Here is a 26,151-nt window from a genome sequence, read left to right on the forward strand (position 1 = left end):
TTTTTAACTTGACGGAAAGGATCGACAAATGAACCTGGACAAAACCAAAGCACTTGAGCTGCTTAACAAAATAATGGAACTGGAACTGGCGGGAATCGTACGTTACACCCACTACTCGCTGATGGTGTTCGGGTATAACCGCATCCCCATCGTGTCGTGGCTGCAAGCTCAAGCGGACGAAGGGTTGGTGCACGCCCGTCGCGCCGGCGAGCTGATCACCCACCTGGGCGGCCACCCTTCGCTTGCCATCGGGCCGCTGCTGGAGAGCCACAAGCACGACGTCGGCGATATTTTGCGCGAATCGCTGGCACATGAAACCGCAGCCAAACAGTCCTACTACGAGCTGCTGGAAGTGGCGCGCGACCGTTCCGTCCTGCTTGAGGACTATGCACGCGAATTGATCAGCGAGGAGGAGCTGCATTTCGGAGAAGTGGACAAAATGCTGCGCACGCCGGGCTCCACCGGGACATTCTCGGGTTAGACCGGGATGCGGCACAGCATCAACAATCGCGCGGGAGGACATCGCTCCTCCCGTGACAAGGGAGAAACACCATGAGTTTTTGGCATTCCTGTAGCAGAACCTGGAACATCGCGGCCATCGCCGCTGCCGCAGCCATTTTTGCCCAACCGCTGGGCGCAGCGGCCGAGGACTTGACCACCTTCCAGCTCACTGCGAAGAACGGGCGCTTCTCTCCCGAAACCATCGAAGCCCCGGCCGGGAAGAAATTCAGGATTGTTATCAAGAACGAGGGCTCGACGCCGGAAGAATTCGAAAGCATCGAGCTCAGGAAGGAGACCGTGCTCGCTCCCGGCGTTACCCGGACGGTGGTGTTCGCGCCGATGAAACCGGGTACTTACCAATTCTTCGGCGATTTCCACCCGGATACCGCCAAGGGCCAGCTCATCGTCAAATAGGAGAGAACCGTGGGCAATACACTATTCATCGTCTGGCGCGAAAGCGTCGAAGGCATCCTCGTGGTGGGCATCCTTTATGCTTGGCTCAAGGCCCACCCAGAAGGCGCGCGCGGGATGCGCTACCTGTGGGGCGGCGTGGCCGCCGGGCTGGCGCTGGCCGGGCTGCTCGCGCTGGCCATGATGGGGGTATACAGCAGCCTCAGCGGCGACGCGCTGGATTACTTTCAGCTCGGCATGATGCTGGCCGCCGCCGGGCTGATTACGCAGATGGTGTTCTGGATGCGCAAGCATGGCCGCGCCCTGAAGAAAGAGCTGGAAACCGGCCTGGAGCGCGCGGCGGACGAAGCCAACTGGATGGGCGTGGCGGTAATCGCCATGCTCGCGGTCGGGCGCGAAAGCGCGGAAACCGTGATCTTTCTCTACGGCACCGGGGCGGAACAACACGGTATGGCGTTCGCCCAATTTCTCGGCGCCGCCCTGCTGGGCTTCGCGCTTGCGCTCCTCACCTTCTGGCTGCTGGTCAGGGGCGGGCGTTTTCTGTCGTGGAAAAACTTCTTCCGCATCAGCGAAACCCTGCTCCTGCTGCTTGCCGCCGGGCTGCTGGTGGGCGGCGTGGAAAGAATGATCGGCTACGACTGGATTCCGGCCCTGGCAGACCCGGTGTGGGACACCTCTTTCCTGCTCGACGACACCACCGCCATCGGCAACCTGATCGCCGCGCTCACCGGCTACCGCGCCCACCCCGCCCTGACCCTGGTGCTGGCGTATGCCGCCTATTGGACGCTGGTGCTGGGCGGATTGGCTGTCAGCAAAACCCGCGCGGCTTTGCCGCTCACAAAACCCAAACTGAATACTGAAAACTAAACCCCATGAAAATGGAACAGCCGATATTCTTCCAACCCGCGCCCGTGCAACCCGCCACGCGCCTGCAACGCCTGGGCGACGCCATGCTGCGCCACCGCGGCCTGATCGTCGCCGCCCAATGGGCGGTGGTGGCGTTCTACCTGGCGCTGGTGACGGTGCCGGCCTTTCTTCCGCTGCCGGGTGCCAGTGCCAGCGTGCTGAACAACCTCACCCTGCTTGCCCAGTTCATGTTCTGGGGCATCTGGTGGCCGTTCGTGATCGTCTCCACGCTCGCCCTGGGGCGGGTGTGGTGCGGCGTGTTCTGCCCGGAAGGCACGCTCACCGAGCTCGCCAGCCGCCACGGCCTGGGCCGCCCGGTGCCGCGCTGGCTGAAGTGGGGCGGCTGGCCGTTCGCCGCCTTCGTCATCACCACGGTGTACGGCCAACTGGTGAGCGTCTACGAGTACCCCAAGGCCGTCCTGCTGGTGCTGGGCGGCTCCACCGTCGCCGCCGTCGCCGTCGGCTTCGTTTACGGCAAGGGCAAGCGCGTCTGGTGCCGACACCTGTGCCCGGTCTCCGGCGTATTCGCCCTGCTCGCCCGGCTTGCACCGGTGCATTTCAGGGTGGACCGCGAAAAATGGGATGCCGCCGCGGCGACCCATCCGGCGCCAGTCGACTGCGCCCCACTGCTCGACATGCGGCGCATGAAAAGCGGCTCGCAGTGCCACATGTGCGGGCGCTGCAGCGGTCAACGCGACGCCGTCGCCCTCGCCCCGCGCCTGCCAGGCGCCGAGGTCGCCAACCTGAAACCCGCCGAGGCCGGCGCGTGGGAAGCCCGGCTCTTGGTGTTCGGCATAATCGGCACGGCGGTGGGCGCGTTCCAGTGGTCGTCCTCCCCCTGGTTCGTCATGATCAAGACCCGCATCGCCGAATGGCTGATCGAGCGCGATTCCTTCGCCCTGCTCCAGGACAACGCGCCTTGGTGGCTGCTCACCCACTACCCGGAAGCCAACGACGTGTTCACCTGGCTCGACGGAATCGGCGTGCTCGCCTACATCTGCGCCACCGCGCTGATCCTGGGTGGCTGGATCACCCTCTGGCTGCGGCTGGCCGGCGCGCTGCTGCCAGGCAGCACGAAGCAGAACGCGCACTGGCTCGCCTATGCACTCATCCCGATGGGTGGGCTGGGCGTGTTCCTCGGGCTGTCATCCCTTACCGTCACCCTAATCAAGGCAGAGGGCGTCATTATGCCCTGGCTGCCCGAAGTGCGCGGAGCGCTGCTGGCCCTGGCTGCGCTGTGGAGCCTGTGGCTCGGCGGGCGCATGCTGTTCGCCCTGCCCGGTGCGTCCAGCGCGGCCAGACTGACGACGTTGGTCTGCCTGTCCACGGCCATCGGAGGTGTGGTGCTGCCGTGGATCTACCTGTTTTATATATGGTAGCAATCAACCCATTTCCACGCCGAAGGTCAGTAAAGCATTTTGATAGCTTTTTCCTATTGATGTGCTTAAAAAAAACAATTTCCAGCCGCGTTATTTAGAAACTATATTGAAATGGCCTAAACGCAACCCGTACTCCCGGCGCGGGATTCAAGCCGGGTTTATGTATAGGAGAATGACCATGCAACTCAAAGGCAGCAAAACCGAGCAGCACCTGAAAGACGCCTTCGCCGGCGAATCCCAGGCCAACCGCCGTTATCTCTATTTCGCATCCAAGGCTGACGTGGAAGGCTACAACGACGTGGCCGCCCTGTTTCGTTCCACTGCCGAGGGCGAGACCGGCCACGCCCATGGCCACCTGGAGTATCTGGAGCAATGCGGAGACCCGGCCACCGGCCTGCCGTTCGGCCCCACGCTTGACAACCTGAAGACCGCGGTGGCGGGCGAGACCCACGAGTACACCGATATGTACCCAGGCATGGCGAAGACCGCCCGCGATGAGGGCTTCGACGAAATCGCCGACTGGTTCGAGACCCTGGCCAAGGCGGAGCGTTCCCACGCCAACCGCTACCAGAAGGCCTTGAACGAATTCGGTAGCTAACTGTAGCACTCCGGCCGCCTACCGGTGGCCGGATTTCACCCAATATCCATCTGGAACAGGAGAACTCCCATGGCCGGCCCCGCTCGCGAAGGCAACCTGGAAGCGCCCACCCGCCACCCCCTGGACTGGCGGAACCCGGATTTCTATAATGAGGAATCCTTGTTCAAGGAACTGGAACGGGTCTTCGACATCTGCCACGGCTGCCGCCGCTGCGTCAGCCTGTGCCAGTCTTTTCCCACCCTGTTCGATCTGGTGGACGAGTCAGAATCCATGGAAGTGGATGGTGTAAAAAAATCGGATTACTGGCAGGTCGTGGATCACTGCTACCTCTGCGACCTCTGTTACATGACCAAATGCCCCTACGTGCCACCCCATGAGTGGAACCTGGATTTTCCACACCTCATGCTGCGGGCCAAGGCTGTCAAATTCAAGAAGGGCGACATCAAGACCCGCGACCGCATCCTCACCAGCACCGATGCAGTCGGCAATCTGGCCGGCATCCCCGTGGTAGCCCAGGTAGTCAACGCAGCCAACAAGTTCGGCCCGGCGCGCAAGATGCTGGAGGCAGTGCTGGGGGTGCATGCGGATGCCAAGCTGCCCGAGTACCACAGCAACACCCTGCGCAAACGTCTTTCCGGCCATCAAAGCATTGCCCGGCCTGAGCCAGCGGGCAAAACCAGGGGCCAAGTGGCCCTGTTCGCCACCTGCTACATGAACCGCAACGAACCCGGCCCGGGCGAGGATTTCGTCACCGTTTACGAGCACAACGGCATCCCGGTGACGCTGGCGGAAAAGGAGCGCTGCTGCGGCATGCCCAAGCTCGAACTGGGCGACCTGGAAGCAGTGGCCGCGGCCAAGGAGTACAACATCCCCATGCTGGCCAAGCTGGTGGACGCGGGCTGGGACCTCACCGCCCTGATCCCCTCCTGTGTGCTGATGTTCAAGCAGGAACTGCCACTGATGTTCCCGGACGATACTGAGGTGCAGAAGGTGAAAGAGGCCTTCTACGATCCCTTCGAATACCTGATGCTGCGCCACAAGGAAGGCAAGCTGAAGACCGATTTCAAGCAGCCGCTGGGCAAGGTCGCCTACCATGCCGCCTGCCACCAGCGGGTGCAGAACATCGGCCAGAAGACGCGCGAGGCCTTGTCCTTGGTGCCCGACACCCAGGTGGAGATAATCGAGCGCTGTTCCGGCCACGACGGCACCTACGCAGTAAAGAAAGAGTTCCACGCCTCCGCCATGAAGATCGTCAAGCCGGTGGTGGAGCGGGTGAAGAAAGCCGAGGCGCAGCATTACGGCAGCGACTGCGCCATGGCCGGCCATCACATCGAGAACGGCCTCAAGGATGGAAGAGCCCCGGAACATCCCATTTCGCTGCTGCGCAAGGCTTACGCTATCTGAATCGCCAGGTATGGGATAAGAAAATGGCAAATGAAGGCTACCATGAACCCGTCGAATAACTCAGCGCCGAGACCCGTGACATGCACCGCGCGATCGTCTCTCTGATGGAAGAATTGGAGGCGGTGGACTGGTACAACTAGCGGGTCGATGCGTGCAGCGACCCCGAGCTGCGGGCGATCCTCGTCCACAACCCGACGAGGAGAAGGAACATGCGGCGGTGGTGTTGGAGTGGATCCGGTGCAGCGATCCCATATTTGACAAGGAACTGCGCAACTATCTCTTCACCGACAAGCAGATCGCGCACGAATGAAAACAAATATAGAAGGCCCCCATGAGCAAGCTGACCCGCGACAATCTTTACTCCCTGGAGAAATATGCCGCCATCCGGCCCGATTTCCGCGCCAGGGTCATGGCACACAAGGCAAACCGCAGGCTGGCCATAGGCCCCCATGCCGCCCTCTATTTCGAGGATGCCCTCACAATGCAGTGCCAGGTGCAGGAAATGCTGCGCCTGGAACGCATCTTCGAGCCGGAAGGCGTACAGGAGGAGCTGGATGTCTATAATCCCCTCATTCCCGACGGCAGCAACTGGAAGGTGACTTTCATGGTGGAGTACGAGGACGAAGGGGAACGCCGCACAGCCCTCGCCCGGCTGATCGGCATCGAAAAACGCGTCTGGGTGCAGGCGGAAGGATGCGACAAGGTTTACCCCATCGCCAATGAAGACATGGAGCGAGAAACCGAAGACAAGACCGCCGCGGTGCACTTCCTGCGCTTCGATCTCACCCCGGAAATAGTTGCCGCAGTCAAGCAGGGCGCGTCCGTGCGCGCAGGTATCGACCACCCGGGCTACCGCGAGGAAGTGAAAATGCCGCCACAGGTTCGCGATTCCCTGGCGGGCGATCTGCACTGATTCCTCTGAGATGGTCATGATCGGTGCGTCTACTCATCCACTTTGAAGCGGAAGGCGCTGCGCTTTTCTTCCCTGCTCGCGCTGAACCTGTACACCGCATTCTGCTTGGTGCAGGAACCCAAGGTCAGCGATCTTAACCAATAATAAAATAGCTATTGATAATAGTTCGCATTTGCGTTACATTGCTATTTTCGCCAATCAATCGATGGAGACCGCAAATGAAGATGACCAGCTTTGGCGCCCTGCTCGGTGCCGCTGTTTTCGCTTTTGCCGCACCGGCGTCGGCCGAGGATGAAGTGGTGGTCTATTCCGCCCGCAACGAGCAGCTGATCAAGCCGATATTCGATGCCTACACCAAGGAGACCGGCGTCAGGATCAAGTTCATCACCGACAAGGAAGGTGCACTGCTGCAGCGCCTCAAGGCCGAGGGTGATAACACCCCGGCGGACATGCTGATCACGGTGGATGCGGGCAACCTGTGGGAAGCCGCCCGGGAAGGCTCGCTCAAGCCGGTGCAGTCGAAGGTGCTGGCCGCCAACATCCCGGCCCACCTGCGCGACCCCGGCAACCAGTGGTTCGGCCTGTCGGTGCGCGCCCGTACCATTTTCTTCAATAACCAAAAGGTGAAACCGGCCGATCTGTCCACCTACGAGGATCTCGGCAGCCCGAAGTGGAAAGGCCGGTTGTGCCTGCGCACCTCCAAGAAGGTCTACAATCAGTCACTGGTGGCGATGATGATCGCCGAGCACGGCGAGGCCAAGGCCGAGCAAGTCATCAAGTCCTGGATCTCCAACCTTGCCGCCGACCCCTTCCCCGATGACACCAAGACGCTGGAAGCCATTGCCGCCGGGCAGTGCGATGTCGGCATCGCCAACACTTATTACTTCGGCCGCCTGGTCGAGAAGAAACCCGGTCTGCCGCTGGGCATTTTCTGGCCGAACCAGAAACAAAATGGTGTCCATGTGAATGTTTCCGGTGCCGGCATTACCAAACACGCCAAGCATGAGAAAGAAGCGGTCAGGCTGCTGGAATGGCTTTCCTCCGAGAAGGCACAGAACCTGTTCGCCGACGTCAACCTGGAATACCCGGCCAATCCGGCGGTAAAGCCCGATCCTGTAGTGGCTGCATGGGGTACCTTCAAGCAGAACCCGGTCAACGTCGCCAAGGCGGGCGAATTGCAGGCAGCCGCGGTGAAGTTGATGGACAGGGCAGGATATAAATAGAGCGACTGAATGACCTCACCCATCCCGACAGTTCAGGCAAAAGCGCCAAGCCAAGGCGCTTTTGCCTTTTTGTTTGCTGCGAAACTTGACCGCTGGCGCCTGGCCGCGTTTGCCATCGCGCTGCTGATCGTTATTCCGCTGGCGGTGGTGCTGTCCTCGTTTCTCTCGCCGGAGCGCGAGATCTGGAATCATCTCGCGAAGAACGTACTGCCGGGCCTGCTCGCGAATACTTTCCGGCTGGCACTCGGGGTGGGAGTCGGCGTGACGCTGCTGGGCGTTTCGCTGGCCTGGCTGACGGCGGCGTGCGAATTCCCCGGCAGGAAATTCTTCTCCTGGGCGCTGCTGCTGCCGCTGGCCGTCCCCGCCTATGTCACTGCCTTCGTCTTCGTCGCCTGGCTGGATTTCACCGGCCCGGTGCAGACCTTGCTGCGCGCGACCTTCGGCAGCAGCGCCTGGTTTCCCGGAATCCGCTCGGGCGGCGGCGTCGTGCTGGTGATGACGCTTGCGCTCTACCCCTACGTCTACCTGCTCGCCCGCAACGCCTTTCTCACCCAGGGACGCAGCGCCCTGGAAGCCGCACAGTCCCTGGGATGCAGCCGCGCCGAGGGTTTCTTCCGCGTCGCCCTGCCGATGGCCAGGCCGTGGATCATGGGTGGGCTGATGCTGGCCCTGATGGAAACCCTGGCGGATTTCGGCACGGTGGCGGTGTTCAACTACGACACCTTCACCACCGCTATCTACAAAACCTGGTTCGGCCTGTTTTCCCTGAGCGGAGCCTCCCAGCTCGCTTCGGTGCTGGTGCTGCTGGTGTTCGCCCTGATCTTGCTGGAGCAGTTTTCCCGCTCGCGGCTGCGCTACACCCAAGCGGGCAGGCACACCCAGAGCGAACGCATCCGCCTGGCCGGATGGCGCGGCGGACTCACATCCGGTTTCGCCGCGACGGTGCTGCTGACCGCATTCGTTCTGCCGGTGGCACAGCTGGTGCTGTGGTCGGCCAGCGTATTTGCCCAGGATTTCGACGAGCGCTATCTGAGCTTTCTCTGGCATTCCCTGTATCTCGGCGCCATCGCTGCCGGTCTTACCGTGGCGTGTGCGCTGGTCCTGGTCTATGCCCAGCGCCGCCACACCGACCCTTGGACCCGAATCGCAGTGCGCATCGCTACACTCGGCTACGCCGTGCCTGGCCCAGTGCTGGCAGTGGGCATTTTCATTCCGCTGGCCTGGCTGGACAACCATCTGATTCACCTGAGCAAGACCTGGTTCGGCCACGACCCCGGCCTGTTGCTGCAAGGCACGCTGCTGGTGATGCTCCCCGCCTACCTTACCCGTTTCCTCGCGGTCGGCTACAATCCCGTGGAAAGCGCCATGCAGCGCATCACGCGCAATCTCGACGAGGCCGCCCGCACTTTCGGTGTTACCGGCCTGCAAATGTTGCGCCGGGTCCATCTGCCGATCCTGCGCGGCGGGTTGTTCTCGGCTGCGGCGCTGGTATTCGTCGACGTGATGAAGGAAATGCCGATCACCCTGATGACCCGTCCCTTCGGTTGGGACACCCTGGCGGTGCGCATTTTCGAAATGACCTCGGAAGGGGAATGGGAGCGCGCCGCGCTGCCCGCCGTAGCGCTGGTGTTCGCGGGACTGCTGCCGATCGCACTGCTGGTCAGGCATACGGAAACCTCTAGATAAAAAAACTGTCACTGGTCAGCCCTCGGATAAAACTGTGCGGCTTTTTGCTTCATACTGACAACTCAAAACCGAAAGCTGAATGATGACCACCCCGCAATGCCCGCTTCCCGTTCATGGCGCAACTCAGCTTGAACTGAAGGGCATTTCCTACGCCTACAATAGCCAGTCCGTGGTGCGCAACCTGTCGTTGCGCCTGAAGCAGGGCGACATCGGCTGCCTGCTTGGGCCTTCCGGCTGCGGCAAGACCACGGTATTGCGCGTCATCGCCGGTTTCGAGAAACTCGCGGAGGGAAGCATCGTGTTGGCAGGCGAAACAGTAAGCCGCGAAGGCTACACCCTGTCGCCGGAAAAACGCCGGGTCGGCATGGTATTCCAGGACCACGCGCTATTTCCCCATCTCAGCGTGGCGTACAACATCGCATTCGGGCTCAAGGACTGGGGCAAGGCCGAGCGTGAGGAAAGAGTTGAAACCCTGCTGAAAATGGTGGGCTTACCCAATACCGGCAGCAAGTATCCCCACGAGCTCTCCGGCGGCCAGCAGCAACGGGTGGCACTGGCCAGAGCTTTGGCCCCCTGCCCGTCGCTGCTCCTGCTGGACGAACCGTTTTCCAGCCTGGACGTGGACCTGCGCGAGCGGATCGGCCAGGAAGTGCGTGAAATCCTCAAGATCCAGGGCACCACCGCACTGCTGGTCACCCATGATCAATTCGAGGCCTTCGCCATCGCTGATGAAATCGGGGTAATGAACGAGGGCGAAATTCAGCAATGGGATAGTGCCTACAACCTTTACCACCGCCCCGCCAACCGTTTCGTCGCCGACTTCGTCGGCGAGGGGGTACTGATGCCGGGTGTGGTGCTGGACGAGAGACAAGTGGAAACTGAACTGGGCACAATCGTCGGCGAGATTCCACTCGCATGTGGAGCCGGTTGCCAGGTAGATGTTCTGCTACGCCCCGACGACATCCTTCACGACGATGCCAGCACATTGCAGGCGGAAGTTGCCAAAAAGGCTTTCCGCGGCGCAGACATCCTGTACACCCTGCGGCTCCCCAGCGAGCGGAAAGTGCTGTCGCTGGTGCCGAGCCACCACAACCACGCTATCGGCGAAAAAATCGGCATCCGGCTGGCTGTGGATCATGTGGTAACGTTCAGAAAAGACCAGTACTCAGGACTTGGGGCTCAGGGCTAAAAAAGTATGTTCGCCAAAAACACGCAATTCAGTCTGGGTGCCGGCTTCACACTGGTGCTATTGCTGATGTTCGCCCTTACGCTGGTGGGCCTGCAGCAGATGGACGCCATCAACGTGCGGCTGGAACGCATTGTCGAAGAAAATAACGTCAAGACCGAGCTTGCCACCGTCATGCGTGATTCGTTGCGGGAACGGGCGATCAGCATGCATACCATCGTAGTGCTCAAGGATGCGTTCGAGCAGGATAGCGAGCGCCTGCGCTTTTACAGTTATGGAGAAAATTTTGCCGTCGCCCGGCAGAAGTTGGATCAGATGGTATCCAGCATGGAAGAAAAACTGGTCATGGCCGAAATCAGCAATCTCACCCAGACCACCCAGCCCCTTGTCATCAAAGCCATTGAACTCGCCATGGCACACGATCCATTGACCTTCGACGTGCTGCAGCATGAAACCATCCCGGCACAGAAGCGACTGTTAAGCGAGCTGGACGACCTGCTTAAGCTGCAGCGCGAGGCAACGAAAGAAGCGGCGAAGGAGGCGGCCCAGGCCTACCGCGAAACCCGAATGCTGATGCTCTTGCTGGGCGCGTCGGCTTTGCTTCTCGGCATCGGCATCGCCGTTCTGGTCACCCGCCGTGCAGCGCAGCATACCCAGGAAATTGAGCACGCCGCCAACATCAAGTCCGAATTCGTCGCCAACGTCAGTCATGAGATCCGCACCCCAATGAACGGCATCCTCGGCATGGTCGCGTTGCTGCTCGACACCCGGCTCACTCCGGAGCAGCGGGATTACGCCGAGACGGTGCGCACCTCGGCGGAATCTCTGCTCGCCATCATCAATGACATCCTCGACTTTTCCAAGATCGAGGCCGGCAAACTGGATATGGAAACCGAGGACTTCGACCTGCGCGAGATCGTTGCGGAAGTGGCGGAACTCCTGGCGGGGCAGGCGCAAAGCAAAGGCCTTGAGTTGCTCTACGACATTCCGCCCGGACACGATTTCCGCTTGCGCGGTGCAGCCGGGCGCCTGCGCCAGATTCTCACCAATCTGACCGCCAATGCGGTTAAATTTACCGACGTCGGCGAAGTGCTGCTGAGGGTAATCCCTGAACTGGAAGAAACCGGCGCCGTAACGCTGCGTTTCGAGGTCAGCGATACCGGCATCGGTATCAGCGAGGAAGGCCACCGGCGCCTGTTCCGGTCCTTCTCCCAGGGCGACGGATCGGCCACCCGCAGGCACGGCGGCACTGGGCTCGGCCTGGTCATCTCCAAACAACTCACTGTGCTGATGGGCGGTGAAATCGGTGTGGACAGCAGCCCCGGACAGGGCAGCACCTTCTGGTTCCGGCTGCGCCTGGACAGACAGACGGAGCGCCCAGTTCCGGTCATGCCCGGTATTGCCCTGCACGGGTTGCGTGTACTCATCGCCAGCGGCAACGCCGATTGCCGCGCCATCCTGGAACATCAACTCGAATTCTGGCAAGTCCCCTGCGCCACCGCCGCTACCGGCGAAGAGGCCTTAATGCGGCTGCATGCCGCCCAGGATGAAGATGCCGTGTTCAACCTGGTGGTCCTCGACACCACACTGCCCGACCACAACATCATCACCCTGTCACGCCTGATCAAGAAAGACACCGGGCAGGCACCGCCGCGCTTGGTGCTGCTGGCCCCTGTCGCGCTGCGTGCCCACCAGGAAGAGCTGATCGCAGCCGGCATGGACATCATGCTCACCAAACCGGTGCGCCTGAATAAGCTTGAAGCCGCCCTGGCTGGTACGGTGCAACCAGTACGCGACCATCTTGCCGACTCGACGCTTCGTCCCGCCGGGAGAATTTCGCCTACGGCGCGCGTCCTGATCGTAGAAGACAACCCGGTCAACCGCAAGGTGGTGCTCTACATGCTGCAAAAACTCGCGCTTCAGACCGAGAGCGCCAGCAACGGACGGGAAGCCCTGGAAGCACTAGCGAAAAGCCGCTACGACCTGGTACTGATGGACTGTCAGATGCCGGAACTGGATGGCTTCGAGGCCACTGCCGCGATCCGTCGCCGCGAACGAGCCGCGCACGCAAAAAGGATGCCGATTATCGCCATGACCGCCAGCGCCATGCACGGCGATCGGGAAAAATGCCTGGTGGCAGGCATGGATGATTACCTGACGAAACCGCTGGAACTTGGAGATCTGGAGTCCGCGCTTAAAATATGGCTACCGCAGTTGGACGACAACGCGCCCTACACGACCCCGGAAGCGCCGCCTATCGATCTTGAACACCTATACGGCATATTCAATCAGGACCGTAAAATCGTTGAGGAATTACTGGCGCTTTATCTCGACACCACGCCGTCGCTCCTGGAGCAACTTAAGGCCGCAATCGAACTGAAGGATGTCGCAGGCGCCAAGGCCGCCCACGAACTCAAGGGAGCATCAGCTTACATCGCTGCACAGAAAATGGCCGATCTGGCGCGTGAAGCAGAACAGGCAATCAAGAATGGGGCCTGGGAGCAAGCCGGAGAATCTATGGAACAGATGGAAACGGCGTTCATCCGCGTTCTGGCTTTTGCCCACCAGGAGCCATTCCTCAATAGGTAATCGTCTTCCAATCGTCATCCATGACCCGGGTGATAAAGGTCGCTGCACCGGCAATGCCCGTGCATTCCGGCACCAGCTCCTCCTGGGTCACATCGCAAGGCTCCATCGCCCCGCCACAGGCAAAGAACTTGACGCCAAGATCGGAAGCATCCTTCATGAAGCCGTAGACGGATTTGGTCCGGTTGTCGCTGGGGAAAATATTCTCGGCCACGCCCTTGATCAGCAGGCGCACAGAATGACTGGCAAAATAGATCTCCACGCCCACGTCCATCGCCGCCGCGGCTGCCGCCTGAAAAAATGGCGTGCCGCACACATGCGGAAAGTCCGGGTCGATCGTCAGCAGCATTATTGCGAGTTTGTCAGCCATAGCGAAGCGTACCGTAACCGATTTGGCGAAGTGCGTCAATCAAGGCGGTCAAGGGAATTGGCTGGCGCGGCGCGCAGCGATTTTCCGCAGCTCCCGGTCATGAATCCGGCTGAACAAAAGTTGCGCAGCTATCGCCCCGAACAGCGCCAGAAACATGTCCCATTGCGTATCCCAGACATCGCCCTGTGTGGCGAGGAAAGCCACGGCGGCGCTGCCCGAGGCAACTGCCACCCACCACTCGACCAGTTCGTAAAACGCGCTGATCGCCAGAACGACGCAGGTCACGATAAAAAACAGCCATGCACCCGGCCGCAGCGGCAAGTTCCGCAGCAGGATTTCGCGGGCGACGATGGCGGGAACAAAGCCCTGGGCGACATGCCCGACCCGGTCATAATGATTGCGGCCGAGGTCGAAGGCATCGCGCAGCCAGCTGAACAGCGGCATCTCGGCATAGGTGTAGTGGCCGCCGACCATCAGGATTACGGCATGCAGCGCGATCAGGCAATATGCCAGATCGGTGAACCTGAAGCGGCGGTAGGTCAGCGCCAGCACGGTGGAGAGCAGCCCAGCGGCCCGTCCACCACCCCGACAAAGTAGTAGGCGCCGCTGCGCTTGGGTAGCAAGTGCTTCCCGCTGGAGGCAATCAGGGCGCGTCCCGGCATCACCCACAAATCCGATGCCGGCGCAGAAACGCTGGTTTTCAAAACTGCGGTCGGGACACCAGGTTCTGAAACTCCTCAATCGGCACGGGTTTGCCAAACAAGTAACCCTGGTACGCGTGGCAGCCGTTATGTTTGAGGAAGTCGCGCTGCTGTTCCGTCTCCACACCTTCAGCAATGATGCCCAGCCCAAGGTTCTTGGCCATCCCAATTATGGTCCGAACGATCGCCGCATCGTTTGGGTCGGTGACAATGTCGCGCACGAAACTCTGGTCGATCTTGATCTGGTCCAGCGGCAAGCGCTTGAGATAGGTCAGTGAGGATTGCCCGGTGCCGAAGTCATCCAGCGAGAAGCGTACGCCAGCGATGCGTAGCGCCTGCATTTTGTCGATACTATCGGTAATGTTGTCCAGCATCAGGCTCTCGGTGAGTTCGAGCTTGAGCTTGAGCGGATCGACGCCAGTTTTTTCCAGCATTTCAAGCACCTGATCGACGAAGTCCGGATGACGGAACTGCCGCGCGCTGACGTTGACGGCAATCTGTAATTGACAGGTGAGTGGATCGGCTTGCCACACCTTGAGTTGGGCACAAGCCATTTGCAGCACCCATTTTCCGATCGGCACGATGAGGCCGGTTTCCTCGGCGAGCGGGATAAATTCCATCGGCGAAACCAGTCCCCGCTCGGGATGCTGCCAGCGCAGCAGAGCTTCAGCACCCACAACAACACCAGGCTCATTGACCTGTATCTGATAGTAGAGCCTGAGTTGCTGATGTGGTAATGCCTGGCGCAGGTCGGCTTCCAGGGCGGCACGGATTTCCAACACAGCCTGCATGGGGGCATCGAAGAAGCGGATGGTGTCGCGACCGGCATGCTTGGCTTGATACATCGCGGTATCAGCGTGCTTGAGCAGGTCATCCATGCTGATCTCGTCGCCACGGAACAGGCGGATGCCGATGCTGGAAGAGCTGTGGTGTTCAAACCCCTGGAGGTTGAAAGGCTGGTTGATGGAGGCAAGAACCATCTCTCCAATATCTTGGGCTTGGGCTGCCGCTTGCTGAGCGTCTTCGCTCAGCTCCTCGATCATGACGACGAACTCGTCGCCGCCCAGTCGGGCGACCGTATCGCCGCTGCGCACGCAATCCTGGAGACGTTTGGCGACCTCGATCAGCAGCAGGTCACCGATGTTGTGACCCTTGGTATTGTTGAGTATCTTGAAGTTGTCCAGATCGATGAACAGGATTGCACCATGGCTCTTGTGGCGTGTGCTGTAGCCCAGCGCCAGCTGCAAACGGTACCGCAACAGGTTCCGGTTGGGCAGCTGGGTGAGCGGATCATAGAAAGCAAGCTGGTGTATTTTTTCATCCGCCTCTTTGCGTAGCGTGAGGTCGGAAGACACCGCGACATAATGCGTCACCTGTCCATCTGCATCGGTAACGGCGGTGATGGCAAGCCATGCCGGGAAAACCACGCCATCCTTGCGCCGGTTCCAGAGTTCTCCCTGCCAGTATTTGTCGCGGGTGAGGGTTTCCCACAGGCTACGGTAAAACTCTGCCTCCTGTCGCCCGGACTTGAGCATGGCGGGAGTCCTGCCTATCACTTCCTCGGCGCTGTAGCCGGTCAAACGAGTGAAGGCGCGGTTGACCCTGAGGATGCGGGTATCCCGATCGGCAACTACGATGCTTTCCTGCGTCTCGAAAGTTGTGGCGGCGATGCGCAGTTCCTGCTCGGCTCGATTGCGCTCGGTAATGTCGCGTCCAATGACCACCAATCCCTTGCGTTGACCCTCTTTGCTGAATACCGGTATCTTGCGCGTCTCTATAATCGTGCATCGACCGTCTTCCCCTCCCACGCTTTCTTCGCCAAACAGCAACTGTCCGGCCTGCCAGGCCTTTTCATCGCTCGCCAGGCATCCCTCGTGAGCTGCACGGAATGCCGGATGCAGATCCGCCAACTCCATCTCGGATTTACCCTGCCAGGGAATGTTGTGCAATTGGAAAAGCTGCTTGGCCGGTTCGTTGGCGATCAGCCAGCGTCCAACCACATCCTTGAGGAAAACCGCATCGGGGATGGCTTCAATTAACGCCGTCAATTGCTCATTGAGGCGCAACTCGCCGATTTGCCATTCGAGTTCGACTTGCTGGTTGCGCATCGGCCTGTAGACCAGGATATAGAGGGCGGGGGAAACGAGCGCGGTGAGCAGGATGGGATCGACGAAATCCCGGACTCCCGGAAACCATCTCCCATGGGTGGGGATGGCGAAGCCTGAGATCAGCAGCATGATCGACAACTCGCTCACCAGAACGATCAAACCCACCGCGACCGCTATCCCCGCAGGAGTTTTCGAAAACATCGTCAACCTTTTCATATTGAGCCTGTTGCAAAATTAAGTGTTGGATCGAATTTCCCGCTGCTTAAAGCGGGTAGAAGCCGTTGGGTTCCGACCCCCCTTGGCAATAACTTCCCTTCTCTTCTCATGCAACCTCCCTCTAACCGTTCACGATTTCACCCGGAATTGCCGAAAGCGGCATGGCTTTCTCTACGGCGCCACGCTTGATCGCCTCCTTCGGCATACCGAACACCACGCACGAAGCCTCGTCCTGGGCGATGGTATAGGCATTGGCATTACGCATTTCCAGCAACCCCGCCGCCCCGTCGTCGCCCATGCCGGTCATGATGATGCCGACTGCGTTTTTGCCCGCCGCCTTGGCGACCGAGCGGAACAGCACGTCCACCGAGGGGCGGTGGCGATTGACCAGCGGGCCGTCCACCACCTCGACGAAATACTGGGCGCCGCTGCGCTTGAGCAGCATGTGTTTCCCGCCCGGCGCGATCAGGGCGCGCCCCGGTATCACCCGGTCGTTGTTTTGCGCCTCCCTGACCTCGATCCGGCACAGGCTGTCGAGGCGTGCGGCAAAGGCCGCGGTGAATTTCTCCGGCATGTGCTGAACGATGACGATGCCGGGGCAAACACGCGGCAACGCGGTCAGCACCACTTCCAGCGCCTGGGTGCCACCCGTCGAGGTGCCGATGGCAACGATGCGTTCCGTGGTCTGGGCCAGGGCGTGGCTATCGCCGGCAGGCAAAATGGCATCCGCGCTCAGCTTGGGCGTTACCTTCACCTGGGGCACGGGTGCAGCCAGCCGCCTGACGTTGGCGTGGGACGCCGCCTTCACCGCACCGACGATGTCGGAGGTAGAGTCTTCCAGAAACCGCTTGAGGCCGATTTTCGGCTTGGTCACAATGCTCACCGCACCCGCTGAAAGCGCCTGCATGGTGGTTTCCGCCCCAGCTTCCGTCAGGGTGGAGCAGATCACCACCGGCGTCGGCCGCTCGGCCATAATTTTCTTCAGGAAGCTGATGCCGTCCATGCGCGGCATTTCCACGTCCAGCACGATCACGTCGGGCCACTGGCGGCGCATGCGCTCCATGGCAAAAATCGGGTCGGCGGCGGCGCCCAGCACATGGATCGCCGGGTCATCCTCCAGCAAGGCGGTCAGCACTTGGCGCACCACCGCCGAATCGTCCACGATCAATACATTGATCTTGCCCATTCCCTAATCCTGCTCAATCCGGGCGGACTCGATCACGATCATGGGCGATGTAACCGGATTCTGCCTGGCCCAGACATGGCCGGTCCAGATGTCGAAAAAAACCTGCCTGTGTCCGTCGCCGCCCAGATGTTCGGCGGTCACGGTAAACCCATTGATCTCCACTAGGTGCCGGGCAATTTTGCTGTTGCGGCAGGACACGGAGCGGCACGCGCTGTTCTCCTCGCTGAGGCAATTCTGGCCGACGCAATGTTTATTTTGCCTGGCGCCGGGAAACATGTTGCCGCCGCCGAACAGCTTGACCTGGTACTCGGCCGGACGGGTTCCCACCGCGCGGATTTCGCGCAGGAACAACACCATCGCCTCGTCCGCATAGCGCCCGTCCGGTTCAGCGGGCTTAGCCGTGCCCCGCGTCGGCAGCATGTAATGGCACATCCCGCCGATCAGCAGCTTTGGATGCCAGGCAGTGATCGAAACGCACGAACCCAGCACTGTGCGGATGCGGGTATCGCGGTCGCCAAAATAGAATTCCCCGGGCTGGAGGAAGATTTCGATAATGTGGTCGGGTTTTTTCATGACCGGCGATCAGGGTTTGCGGTAGACCGCGGGCATCACAGTCTGCAATCCGTCGACAATTCCATTCAGACTTTCCGAATGGCCAATCAGCAGGTATCCGCCCGGCTTGAGCAGCCCCAGGATGCGGCTCACCACCTGGCGCTTGGTTTCCGTGTCGAAATAGATCATCACGTTGCGCAGAAAAACCAGATCGAATTCCCCCAGTTTCGGCAGCGACGCATTCAGGTTGACCTGAATGAAGTTGATCCGGCTGCGCAAGCCGCGCTCAATCATGAATGTGCCATCCTGGGAGCCGACACCCTTGAGGCAGTATCTGGAGAGATAGTTCTTCGGGATGTGTTTCGCCTGTTCCAAGGGGTAATGGCCGGATCGTGCCTTCTCCAGGACTTGCGTGCTGATGTCGGAGGCCACCATCTCCCACGGCTGGCTGCCCAGTCTGTCCGCCAGGGTCATGGCGATGCTGTAAGGCTCCTGCCCGGAAGAGCTGGCTGCGCTCCAAACCCGGAACGGCCGTCCAGGCAGGTGTTGCGGCAGAATCCTGTCGCGCAGGAAATCGAAGTGCTTGGGTTCACGAAAGAAATAGGTTTCGTTGGTGGTAAGCAGATCCACGGCGATCTGCATTTCATCCGGGTGATTCCCCAGCAGTCGGAAATAGTCCCCATAACTGGACAGCTGGTGTGCCTTCACTCGCTTCGCCAACCGGCCGCTGACCAAGGGTTTTTTGGCCGGCGACAGACTGATGCCAGCAATGCGGTAAATCAGTTCCTTAAACTGGAAAAATTCACTGTCGGTAAGCGTGGCTGCTTCCATAATTCAAATCCTCTTCATTCCCTATTTCGCCCGCGGCAGCTTCTCACCCGCATGGAGAATAAGCACTTTTTCGCCACACCACCTAACCGGTAACATCAGACCGAAGTCGCGGAACCTGCGCACATGCCAGATAAACGACTTCAACACACTCGCAATAAAGCTCAGTTCGTTACGGCGCCCGCCTCAAGCAGCGCTGCATTTCCGGCGCCGCCACCCATGCCGGAGATCATGGCCATTTCATCCACCGACAGCACCTTGCTCACATTCAGGATGATCACGAACTTGCCGTTCACCTTACCCATGCCGCTGATGAAGTCCGCCCGGATCTTCGCCCCGAACGAGGGTGCCGGCTCGATCTCGCTGGCCGGTATCTCCAGCACTTCCGACACCGCATCCACGACGATCCCGACATCGACCTTTTCCCCGTCCGCTTCCACTTCGATGATGACGTTGCACGTCCGTTTGTTGACCTCCATGCTTTTCCGGCCAAACCTCGACAAGAGGTCGATGACCGGCACCACCCGCCCCCTCAGGTTGATCACGCCGCGGATGAACTCGGGCATCATCGGTACGGTGGTAAGGCTCCCGTATTCGATGATCTCCTTGATGTTCAGGATTTCGATGGCAAACATTTCCCCACCCAGCAGGAAGGTCAGGTATTGACCCTGCGTCCCTGCATCCTGCTGTTCGATCTTGACTAGCTCGCCCATGTCGGCCTCCTTCAGAATTTGACGAATTCGGCTTCGGACGGGGCTGCCGCCGCTTGCTTGGCCGCCGATTTGGCCGCAGGTTGCGCCAGGTGTGCCACGTTTCTCTTGTGGGCCGCAGCCTTGTTCACCTTCTGGATTTCCCCGGAGCCCACCTTGAAGAAGCTCATGGTCTGCTGCAACTGCTCGGCCTGGCCGCTCATTTCCTCGGCAGTGGCCGCCAGTTCTTCCGAGGCGGAGGCGTTCTGCTGGGTGGTTTGGCTGAGCTGGCTCATCGCAGAGTTGATCTGCCCCACGCCGGCCGATTGCTCTTCGGAAGAAGCGGTGATTTCCTGCACCAGGTCGGAAGTTTTATTGATCGAAGGCACGATTTCATCCAGCAGCTTGCCGGCTTTCTCCGCCAGTTCGACGCTGCTGCCGGCCACTTCGCCGATCTCCTGCGCCGCGACCTGGCTGCGCTCGGCCAGCTTGCGCACTTCCGCCGCCACCACCGCGAAGCCCTTGCCGTGCTCGCCGGCACGGGCCGCTTCGATGGCGGCATTGAGCGCCAGCAAATTGGTCTGGTAGGCGATATCGTCGATGATGCCGATCTTGTTGGCAATCTGCTTCATCGCACTGACGGTGGCCTTCACCGCTTCGCCGCCTTCGGTGGCTTCCTTCGCTGCCTTGGCCGCCATGCCGTCGGTGACTTTGGCATTCTCGGTGTTCTGGCTGATCGAGGCCGACATCTGTTCGACCGAGGCGCTGGTTTCTTCCACGCCCGCTGCCTGTTCGCTGGAGCCTTGGGACAAGGACTGCGCGGTGGCGCTGACCTCTTCGGAGGCACTCGAAAGGTTGTCCGCCGCACTCCGTACATCTTCGATAATCTGCGACAGCTTGCCCACCATGTTCTGCATCGCGGCCAGCAGCATGCCGGTTTCGTCCGTGGAGTTCACTTCGATCTTCGCGGTCAGGTCGCCTTCGGCCAATTGGTTGGCCACGGTTACGGCCTGGTTAATCGGCCTGGTGATACTGCGCGTGACCCAGAAGGCGATACCCACCGCCAGCAAGACCGCCACCCCACTCAGCGCCAGCATCAAGGTACGAGCGGTATGGTACTCATCGGCGGCCTCCTTGGCGGCTTTATCCATCAGTTCGCCCTGATAGTCGATCAGCTTGTTCAAGGCATCGAAATAGGCCAACTGCACCGGGCGGATTTCACCCAATAGCAAGGCTTTCGCTTCGTCCTTCTTGCCCTCGGCAGCGAGTTTCATGAATTGATCCTGCCCCCCAATGTACTTGCCGCGTGCCTCGGCGACCCCCTTCAGCATCTCCTTGCCCTTGTCGCTTTTGATGGAACCTTCCAGTTTTTCCAGTTTTTCCTTGATCACCGTCTTTGATTCGCCGATGCGCTCCAGCTCCTTCTTCACCTCTTCCGGCTTGTCCATCAGCAGGACGTTCCGCATCGAACGGGCAATCCGGTTGACGTTCATCAGGATGGAGTTCGCAAGCACCGTTTTCGGATAACGGTCGTTGGCCATTTTATCCGTGCCGTCGTTCAGGCTGGCCAGGCGAGTAATGCCGATGAAGGCGATCGCCGCCATCAATATAACCACCAGGCCAAAGCCCATTCCCAACCGTGCTCCGATTCTCATATTCTTAAACATTGGATTCTCCTTAACGTTAACACCCTGAATTTATCGAATGACTGCTTAAACCGCTGACACCGTTTCCACTTGCACCGCATGCTGGATCAGCGCTGGCACATCCAGGATCAGCGCCACTTCCCCAGTGCCCAGAATGGTGGAGCCGCTGATGCCCTTAAGGTTGCCGAACAGCTTGCCCAGCGGCTTGATCACCGTCTGGAATTCGCCCATCAGTTCGTCCACTACGAACCCCGCCTTCTGGTTGCCGTACTGCACCACGACGATGTTTTCCCGGCGGCCGGGCTTGCCCGGCTCGCGGAACTGCTCGCGCAACCGGACGAAGGGCAGCGCCTGGCCGCGCAGGTTGATGAAGTTGCGCCCGTAGGCTTCCTGGCGCTCGGCTTCGCTCAGCTCCATGCACTCCACCACCATCTCGAGCGGTACGACGTAGGCGGCGCTGCCCACCCCCATCAGGAAGCCGTCGATGATGGCAAGCGTCAGCGGCAGCCGGATGCGGGTGGTGGAACCGACCCCCTCTCCGGATTCCAGTTCGATGGTGCCGCGCAGCGCTTCGATGTTGCGGCGCACCACGTCCATCCCGACGCCGCGCCCGGAAAGGTTGGACACCTGATCGGCGGTGGAGAAGCCGGCTTCGAAGATGAGGTTGTAGACTTCCTGGTCGCTGAGGTTCTGGTCTGCGCCGACGAGGCCTTTTTCCACGGCCTTGCGCAGGATTCTTTCCCGGTTGAGGCCGCCGCCGTCGTCGCCCACTTCGATCACGATGCTGCCGGATTCGTGATAGGCGTTGAGCTTCACCTTCCCCTTGGCGGATTTGCCGCGTGCGAGCCGCACTTCGGCCGATTCGATGCCGTGATCCATGGAATTGCGCACCAGGTGCATCAGCGGGTCGCCGATCTTGTCGACGACGGTTTTGTCGAGCTCGGTTTCGGCGCCGCTGATCGCCAGTTCGATGTCCTTGCCCAGCTCGCGGCTGACGTCGCGCACCACCCGGTTGAAGCGCTTGAAGGTTTCGCCGATCTGCACCATCCGCAACTGCAGGGCCCCGTCGCGGATTTCTTCCACCAACCGGGAGACGTTGGAGGCGGCTTCCTGCAGCAGCGTGTCGCCCCCGCGATGGGCGAGCAGCGAGGCGGAGGCGCCGGCGATCACCAGTTCGCCCACCAGGTTGATCAGATGGTCGAGCCGTTCCGCGTCCACCCGAACCACGTTGTTTTCCTTGGCCTTGCTCTCCTTGACCTGCTTCTGCTTTTCCAGGGCGGCATCCACCACGGCGGGTTGAACCAGGCCTTGTTCCACGGCGATCTCGCCCAAGGGCTTCCTGGATTCTTCCGACGGCGTTTCAGCACCCGTGTTTTCCTGGTCCTGGATCGCCAGAACCTCATCCAGTTCGCGCGCCGTCAGCGTGCCGCAGCGCGCCAGGATTTCGCCAATGCGCATATCTTCCTCGGGCAGCGCCTTGATCATTGCGACGAAATCGGCAATCCGGCTCTTCGGGGGCAGGATGTGGATGCGGCAGTCGTCGCGCACGAACTCGAATACGCCTTCGATGGCGGCCTTGTCGGCGGCGCTCTTGAAGTTGATTTCGTACCCCATGTAGCAGGATTCCGGGTCCATTTCGGCGGCCGGCGGCATGGCATCGCACAGCGATGAGATGGCGACGATTTCGCCGAGCGTTCCCAGATAGCGGAAGAACGACAGGGGGTCCATGCCGTTGCGCAAGACGTCGCGTCCGAAGCGCAGGGAGATGTGCCAGTTGTCGTTGTCCACCATCCCGCCGCCCGATGCTTCGACCTTGGCTTCGGTTTGTTGCGGCATGCCGGCCTGGTTTTTGGCCTCAGCCTGTTTGGGGGCACCCAGGTATACCGAGAGCTTTTCCATCAAGCCGGCACCCTTGACCCGGTCGTCTTCGCCCAGTTCGTTTTCACCTGCGGCGATGCAGTCCACCAGGGTTGCGATATGGTCGCCGCAGGACAGGAACAGGGCGACCAGGTCGGCGCCCAGTTCGAGCTTTCCGGCGCGCACCTTGTCCAGTACGCTTTCGGCGACGTGGGTGAAGGCGACGATGTCGTCCAGGCCGAACAGGCCGGCCGAGCCCTTGATGGTGTGCGCGGCGCGGAATATGGCGTTGATCGATTCGGTCCGGTTCGCTTCGTGCTCGATGCCGAGCAGTCCGTCTTCCATTTCCTGTAGCAATTCGCGGCTTTCGACGATGAAGGTTTGCAGTGCCTGGTCCATGTTCATGCTGTTTCGCTCCTGTTGCGGCCGGTTCTTAATGTGCGTCGGAGGGGATGACGACCGGGTCGCCAAAGAATGCGGTCATGTTGCACAGGTCGAGCACTTCCATCACCGCCTGACTGTGCCCGACCAGGTGAAGACTGCAAGTGCGTGCCATGCATTCGCGCTTGGCGAGGATCAGCAGCTGCAGGCCGGCAGTGTCGATCTCGCTCACCTGGGACAGGTCGATTTCCAGTTCGCGGCACTGTTCCAGTGCGGCCCCCAGCCGGGTCTTGTATTCGGCTGCGGTGTAGATGGTCATTTCGCCTTCGGGGCGCAGTGTGCAAGTCCCGTCGCGCTTTTCGATGCTTATCGTCATAGCTTTCTCCTTCCTTTCCAAAACAGGTTAACGGGCCGCCGGCTCGACGAATTCGCAAAAAATGCGATATAGGCTCAACACCTCCGGCGTCTCAGGCCTGCCGGAAACAAACCGCAAGCTCTTTCCGTTCCTTGATGCTTCAATCATGGCTTTCCGCACCCAGCGCAAGCCTTCGGTATCCACCATGTTCACCTGCGAGAGGTTGATTTCCATTTCCTCGCAATCATCAAGATTCGCGAGAAAGACGTTCCACAGCGTGCCTGCCGTGGAAGCGGTCACATCCACTCCGATCAGCAGTTTGTTGCATTTCCCCTGTTTCTCGATGGCTACCATGTTTCTTTTCTCCTGACAGCCGGTCCGGCTTTTTGCTCCGAATGCGGTGAAGGTTCGCAACCAGAATCAGCCTTCTTGCGGTATGCGTTTTTCGCCTTTTTGCAGGATCAGGGCAGAATCAGCTTCGAGACGGCGGTGAGCATCTGTTCCGGCTTGAACGGCTTGACCACCCAGGCCTTGGCACCCGCCGCCTGGCCGGCGGATTTTTTGTCCTCGCCGGCTTCGGTGGTGAGCATGATGACCGGCGTGAACTTGTAATCGGCGAGTTTCTTCACTTCCTGGACGAAGGTGATGCCGTCCATGTTGGGCATGTTGACGTCGCTGATGATGAGGTGCACTTTCTGTCCGGTGAGCCTGGCGAGCGCGTCCTTGCCGTCCGATCCTTCGATGACGTCGTAACCGGCGCCCTTGAGGGCGATGGAAACGACCTGGCGCAGGGTGGCAGAGTCGTCCACGATCAGGATTGTTTTAGCCATGGCGTTTGTCTCCTAAAAAAATGTGATTTCGTCATCCGCTGCGGCAGCCTGCTTGCCGCCGTGGTTGCTGTGCTCTTCGGTGGTCGCGTAGGAGCGCTCCAGTTCGTGCAGCAGGCCGGACCAGTCGATCGCCATCAGGCGGCCCTGTTCGCGGTATTTCTGTTCGTTCTGCTGGAGGTAGACAGGGAAGGTGTTGATGTTGTCGCGCACGTGACACAGTATCTGGCTGACCCGATCCTGGAACTGGAACTGCACCAGCGATTCGGCAACTTCGTTCTTGATCCCGGCGCCGGTGGTGCGCAGGATCGCCGCCGCTTCCACCAGCCCGCCGGTTACTTGCCTGAAGTCGTCCAGCACGCCGCGGATGACCGCTTCGGAATTGGCGACCGAAGCATTGTCCTGTTCAGCGGAACTTTCGGCAGTTTCGAAAGCACTGGAGATGGCCTCGCTGATCACCCTGACCTTTTCGGTGATGCGCCGGCCGGTTTCGCCCGATTTGTTGGAGAGCTTCCTTACTTCGTCCGCGACGACGGCAAACCCGCGCCCGGCTTCGCCGGCACGCGCGGCTTCGATCGCTGCGTTGAGTGCGAGCAGGTTGGTCTGGTCGGCGATGCTGGCGACCGCTACGGCCATTTCCTTTAATTGCTCGATGAACTGCACCAGGTTGCCTACTCCGCCCAACAGGTCGTCGCTGTGGCCCAGTGCGGCTCTGAGGGACTCGATCACCGATTGCAATTGGATTTCGCTTTGGGCAAATACGGCTACCAGGCCCTGGGCGTTGTCTACGGATTCGGCTGAGAGGCTGGATGCCTTTACGGCTTCGTCGAGTTTGTCGACGATGCCGGAAAAACGCGCGGTGAGCTCGATCATGGCTTGCTCGCTTTCGCTCCTGCCGGTTTCGATCTGCTTGACCCACAGCGAGGTGACTTCGCTTTCCAGCCCGCCCAGCCCGGCGAGGAAGGTTTCCACATCGGCCCGGTATTGTTCCTGGCAAGTGCCTTCGCGCTCGGCCATTGCGCTTTCCAGCGCAGTGGCGTGGCGTTTGGCCAGGAGCGCACCCGAAACCACCCCGACGGCGACCAGCCCCGCCGCCGCGACCAGATTGGCCACCCCCATCCCACCCGCGAGCGGCAATGACACCGCACCGAGCACAGCGGGAACCAGCGGATACCCCCCCCAATTTGCGAAATGCTTATATTTCTTCACTTGCATCTTTTCAGCTTTATATGAGTTCTTTAGTTAGTACGGCACGAACCGTCGGTCAGGTCGGCCAGTATTCCGGCCAATGTTCCAATATCCCTGTCCGGCAGCTTCATCCACGCGAATGTCCTTGATCGCCTGCCCTTGATACCCCAAAATCCTTAATGGGATAGTCGCCATTTTTGGTAAATATCTAAAATATGGAGTTCATCTACCACTTATACTAAAAGCCCCAACGGGATGGTCTCCTTCATTTTCGGAGATGCTCTTGATCCACTTGCTCGACCTGTCAGCGGCGGTGATAGAGACGTAGAGTCAACGCGGGCAAGTTCGAAGTTGTTGGTCAATTAAGACCAGATGCCTGCTGTGTTCGGCATCGAAGAAGCGAACGCCAGCGCAGGTGCTGCGAGTAATTCTTGCTGGAATTATCCTTCGTCAG

The 26,151-nt window shown here is 60.1% G+C and carries 24 protein-coding genes and 2 pseudogenes; 12 read left to right on the forward strand and 14 right to left on the reverse strand.

Annotated elements, in window-relative coordinates; all coding sequences use genetic code 11:
* Positions 1-28: 28 nt before the first annotated feature.
* The 12 genes and pseudogenes from VMV64_RS08015 to VMV64_RS08070 all read left to right on the forward strand — a co-directional run bounded on the left by VMV64_RS08015 (position 29) and on the right by VMV64_RS08070 (position 12,796).
* Positions 29-481, forward strand: coding sequence for a ferritin-like domain-containing protein (locus tag VMV64_RS08015; protein WP_325329432.1), 453 nt, complete (start codon positions 29-31; stop codon positions 479-481).
* Positions 482-552: 71 nt separating this feature from the next.
* Positions 553-915, forward strand: coding sequence for a cupredoxin domain-containing protein (locus VMV64_RS08020; protein WP_325329433.1), 363 nt, complete (start codon positions 553-555; stop codon positions 913-915).
* 9 nt (positions 916-924) lie between these two features.
* Positions 925-1,779, forward strand: coding sequence for an FTR1 family iron permease (locus tag VMV64_RS08025; RefSeq protein WP_325329434.1), 855 nt, complete (start codon positions 925-927; stop codon positions 1,777-1,779).
* 5 nt (positions 1,780-1,784) lie between these two features.
* On the forward strand, positions 1,785-3,197 hold the full coding sequence (locus VMV64_RS08030) for a 4Fe-4S binding protein (RefSeq protein WP_325329435.1): 1,413 nt from the start codon (positions 1,785-1,787) through the stop codon (positions 3,195-3,197).
* Positions 3,198-3,375: 178 nt separating this feature from the next.
* Entirely contained in the window at positions 3,376-3,795 is a 420-nt protein-coding gene (locus VMV64_RS08035) for a rubrerythrin family protein (protein WP_325329436.1), read from the forward strand.
* Positions 3,796-3,864: 69 nt separating this feature from the next.
* On the forward strand, positions 3,865-5,199 hold the full coding sequence (locus VMV64_RS08040) for a heterodisulfide reductase-related iron-sulfur binding cluster (protein ID WP_325329437.1): 1,335 nt from the start codon (positions 3,865-3,867) through the stop codon (positions 5,197-5,199).
* Between the two features lie 80 nt (positions 5,200-5,279).
* Positions 5,280-5,509, forward strand: a pseudogene (locus tag VMV64_RS08045) (ferritin).
* 21 nt (positions 5,510-5,530) lie between these two features.
* Positions 5,531-6,112, forward strand: coding sequence for a DUF3501 family protein (locus tag VMV64_RS08050; protein ID WP_325329439.1), 582 nt, complete (start codon positions 5,531-5,533; stop codon positions 6,110-6,112).
* 218 nt (positions 6,113-6,330) lie between these two features.
* Positions 6,331-7,335, forward strand: coding sequence for a Fe(3+) ABC transporter substrate-binding protein (locus tag VMV64_RS08055; RefSeq protein ID WP_414718863.1), 1,005 nt, complete (start codon positions 6,331-6,333; stop codon positions 7,333-7,335).
* 9 nt (positions 7,336-7,344) lie between these two features.
* On the forward strand, positions 7,345-9,021 hold the full coding sequence (locus VMV64_RS08060) for an iron ABC transporter permease (protein ID WP_325329440.1): 1,677 nt from the start codon (positions 7,345-7,347) through the stop codon (positions 9,019-9,021).
* A 79-nt stretch (positions 9,022-9,100) separates the two neighbouring features.
* Positions 9,101-10,210 (forward strand): ABC transporter ATP-binding protein, encoded by a 1,110-nt coding sequence (locus tag VMV64_RS08065; RefSeq protein WP_325329441.1) that lies wholly within the window; start codon positions 9,101-9,103, stop codon positions 10,208-10,210.
* 6 nt (positions 10,211-10,216) lie between these two features.
* Complete coding sequence (locus VMV64_RS08070; RefSeq protein WP_325329442.1) at positions 10,217-12,796, forward strand: response regulator; 2,580 nt, start codon at positions 10,217-10,219, stop codon at positions 12,794-12,796.
* Here VMV64_RS08070 and VMV64_RS08075 read toward each other — a convergent pair.
* The 14 genes and pseudogenes from VMV64_RS08075 to VMV64_RS17390 all read right to left on the reverse strand — a co-directional run.
* A complete protein-coding gene (locus VMV64_RS08075; protein ID WP_325329443.1) occupies positions 12,786-13,163 on the reverse strand; it encodes a DsrE/DsrF/DrsH-like family protein in 378 nt (125 codons plus the stop codon). The genes VMV64_RS08070 and VMV64_RS08075 overlap by 11 nt on opposite strands.
* A 48-nt stretch (positions 13,164-13,211) precedes the next feature.
* Positions 13,212-13,715, reverse strand: a complete 504-nt coding sequence (locus VMV64_RS08080; RefSeq protein ID WP_325329444.1) for a DUF2238 domain-containing protein — start codon at positions 13,713-13,715, stop codon at positions 13,212-13,214.
* The gene (locus tag VMV64_RS08085) at positions 13,703-13,867 is read right to left on the reverse strand and encodes a hypothetical protein (RefSeq protein ID WP_325329445.1); all 165 of its coding nucleotides are present in this window, start codon (positions 13,865-13,867) and stop codon (positions 13,703-13,705) included. The genes VMV64_RS08080 and VMV64_RS08085 overlap by 13 nt, the downstream gene beginning before the upstream one ends.
* Complete coding sequence (locus tag VMV64_RS08090) at positions 13,864-16,173, reverse strand: EAL domain-containing protein (protein ID WP_325329446.1); 2,310 nt, start codon at positions 16,171-16,173, stop codon at positions 13,864-13,866. The genes VMV64_RS08085 and VMV64_RS08090 overlap by 4 nt, the downstream gene beginning before the upstream one ends.
* Before the next feature lie 136 nt (positions 16,174-16,309).
* Positions 16,310-17,374 (reverse strand): chemotaxis response regulator protein-glutamate methylesterase, encoded by a 1,065-nt coding sequence (locus VMV64_RS08095; RefSeq protein ID WP_325329447.1) that lies wholly within the window; start codon positions 17,372-17,374, stop codon positions 16,310-16,312.
* Between the two features lie 3 nt (positions 17,375-17,377).
* A complete protein-coding gene (locus VMV64_RS08100; protein ID WP_325329448.1) occupies positions 17,378-17,947 on the reverse strand; it encodes a chemotaxis protein CheD in 570 nt (189 codons plus the stop codon).
* A gap of 9 nt (positions 17,948-17,956) precedes the next feature.
* Complete coding sequence (locus VMV64_RS08105; protein WP_325329449.1) at positions 17,957-18,757, reverse strand: protein-glutamate O-methyltransferase CheR; 801 nt, start codon at positions 18,755-18,757, stop codon at positions 17,957-17,959.
* Positions 18,758-18,918: 161 nt separating this feature from the next.
* Complete coding sequence (locus VMV64_RS08110; protein WP_325329450.1) at positions 18,919-19,467, reverse strand: chemotaxis protein CheW; 549 nt, start codon at positions 19,465-19,467, stop codon at positions 18,919-18,921.
* Between the two features lie 11 nt (positions 19,468-19,478).
* Positions 19,479-21,110 carry a methyl-accepting chemotaxis protein gene (locus tag VMV64_RS08115; RefSeq protein ID WP_325329451.1) on the reverse strand — a complete coding sequence of 544 codons (1,632 nt, stop codon included), beginning with the start codon at positions 21,108-21,110 and terminating at the stop codon, positions 19,479-19,481.
* Between the two features lie 45 nt (positions 21,111-21,155).
* The gene (locus tag VMV64_RS08120; protein WP_325329452.1) at positions 21,156-23,351 is read right to left on the reverse strand and encodes a chemotaxis protein CheA; all 2,196 of its coding nucleotides are present in this window, start codon (positions 23,349-23,351) and stop codon (positions 21,156-21,158) included.
* A 28-nt stretch (positions 23,352-23,379) separates the two neighbouring features.
* The gene (locus VMV64_RS08125; protein ID WP_325329453.1) at positions 23,380-23,703 is read right to left on the reverse strand and encodes an STAS domain-containing protein; all 324 of its coding nucleotides are present in this window, start codon (positions 23,701-23,703) and stop codon (positions 23,380-23,382) included.
* Positions 23,704-23,730: 27 nt separating this feature from the next.
* Entirely contained in the window at positions 23,731-24,036 is a 306-nt protein-coding gene (locus tag VMV64_RS08130; RefSeq protein ID WP_325329454.1) for an STAS domain-containing protein, read from the reverse strand.
* 107 nt (positions 24,037-24,143) lie between these two features.
* Positions 24,144-24,512, reverse strand: a complete 369-nt coding sequence (locus tag VMV64_RS08135) for a response regulator (protein WP_325329455.1) — start codon at positions 24,510-24,512, stop codon at positions 24,144-24,146.
* A 12-nt stretch (positions 24,513-24,524) separates the two neighbouring features.
* Positions 24,525-25,127 (reverse strand): annotated as a pseudogene (locus VMV64_RS17390) (methyl-accepting chemotaxis protein); the annotation flags it as partial.
* Between the last annotated feature and the right edge of the window lie 1,024 nt (positions 25,128-26,151).

Origin of the sequence: Sulfuricella sp., from assembly GCF_035531155.1 — a bacterium.
Lineage (GTDB): Bacteria > Pseudomonadota > Gammaproteobacteria > Burkholderiales > Sulfuricellaceae > Sulfuricella.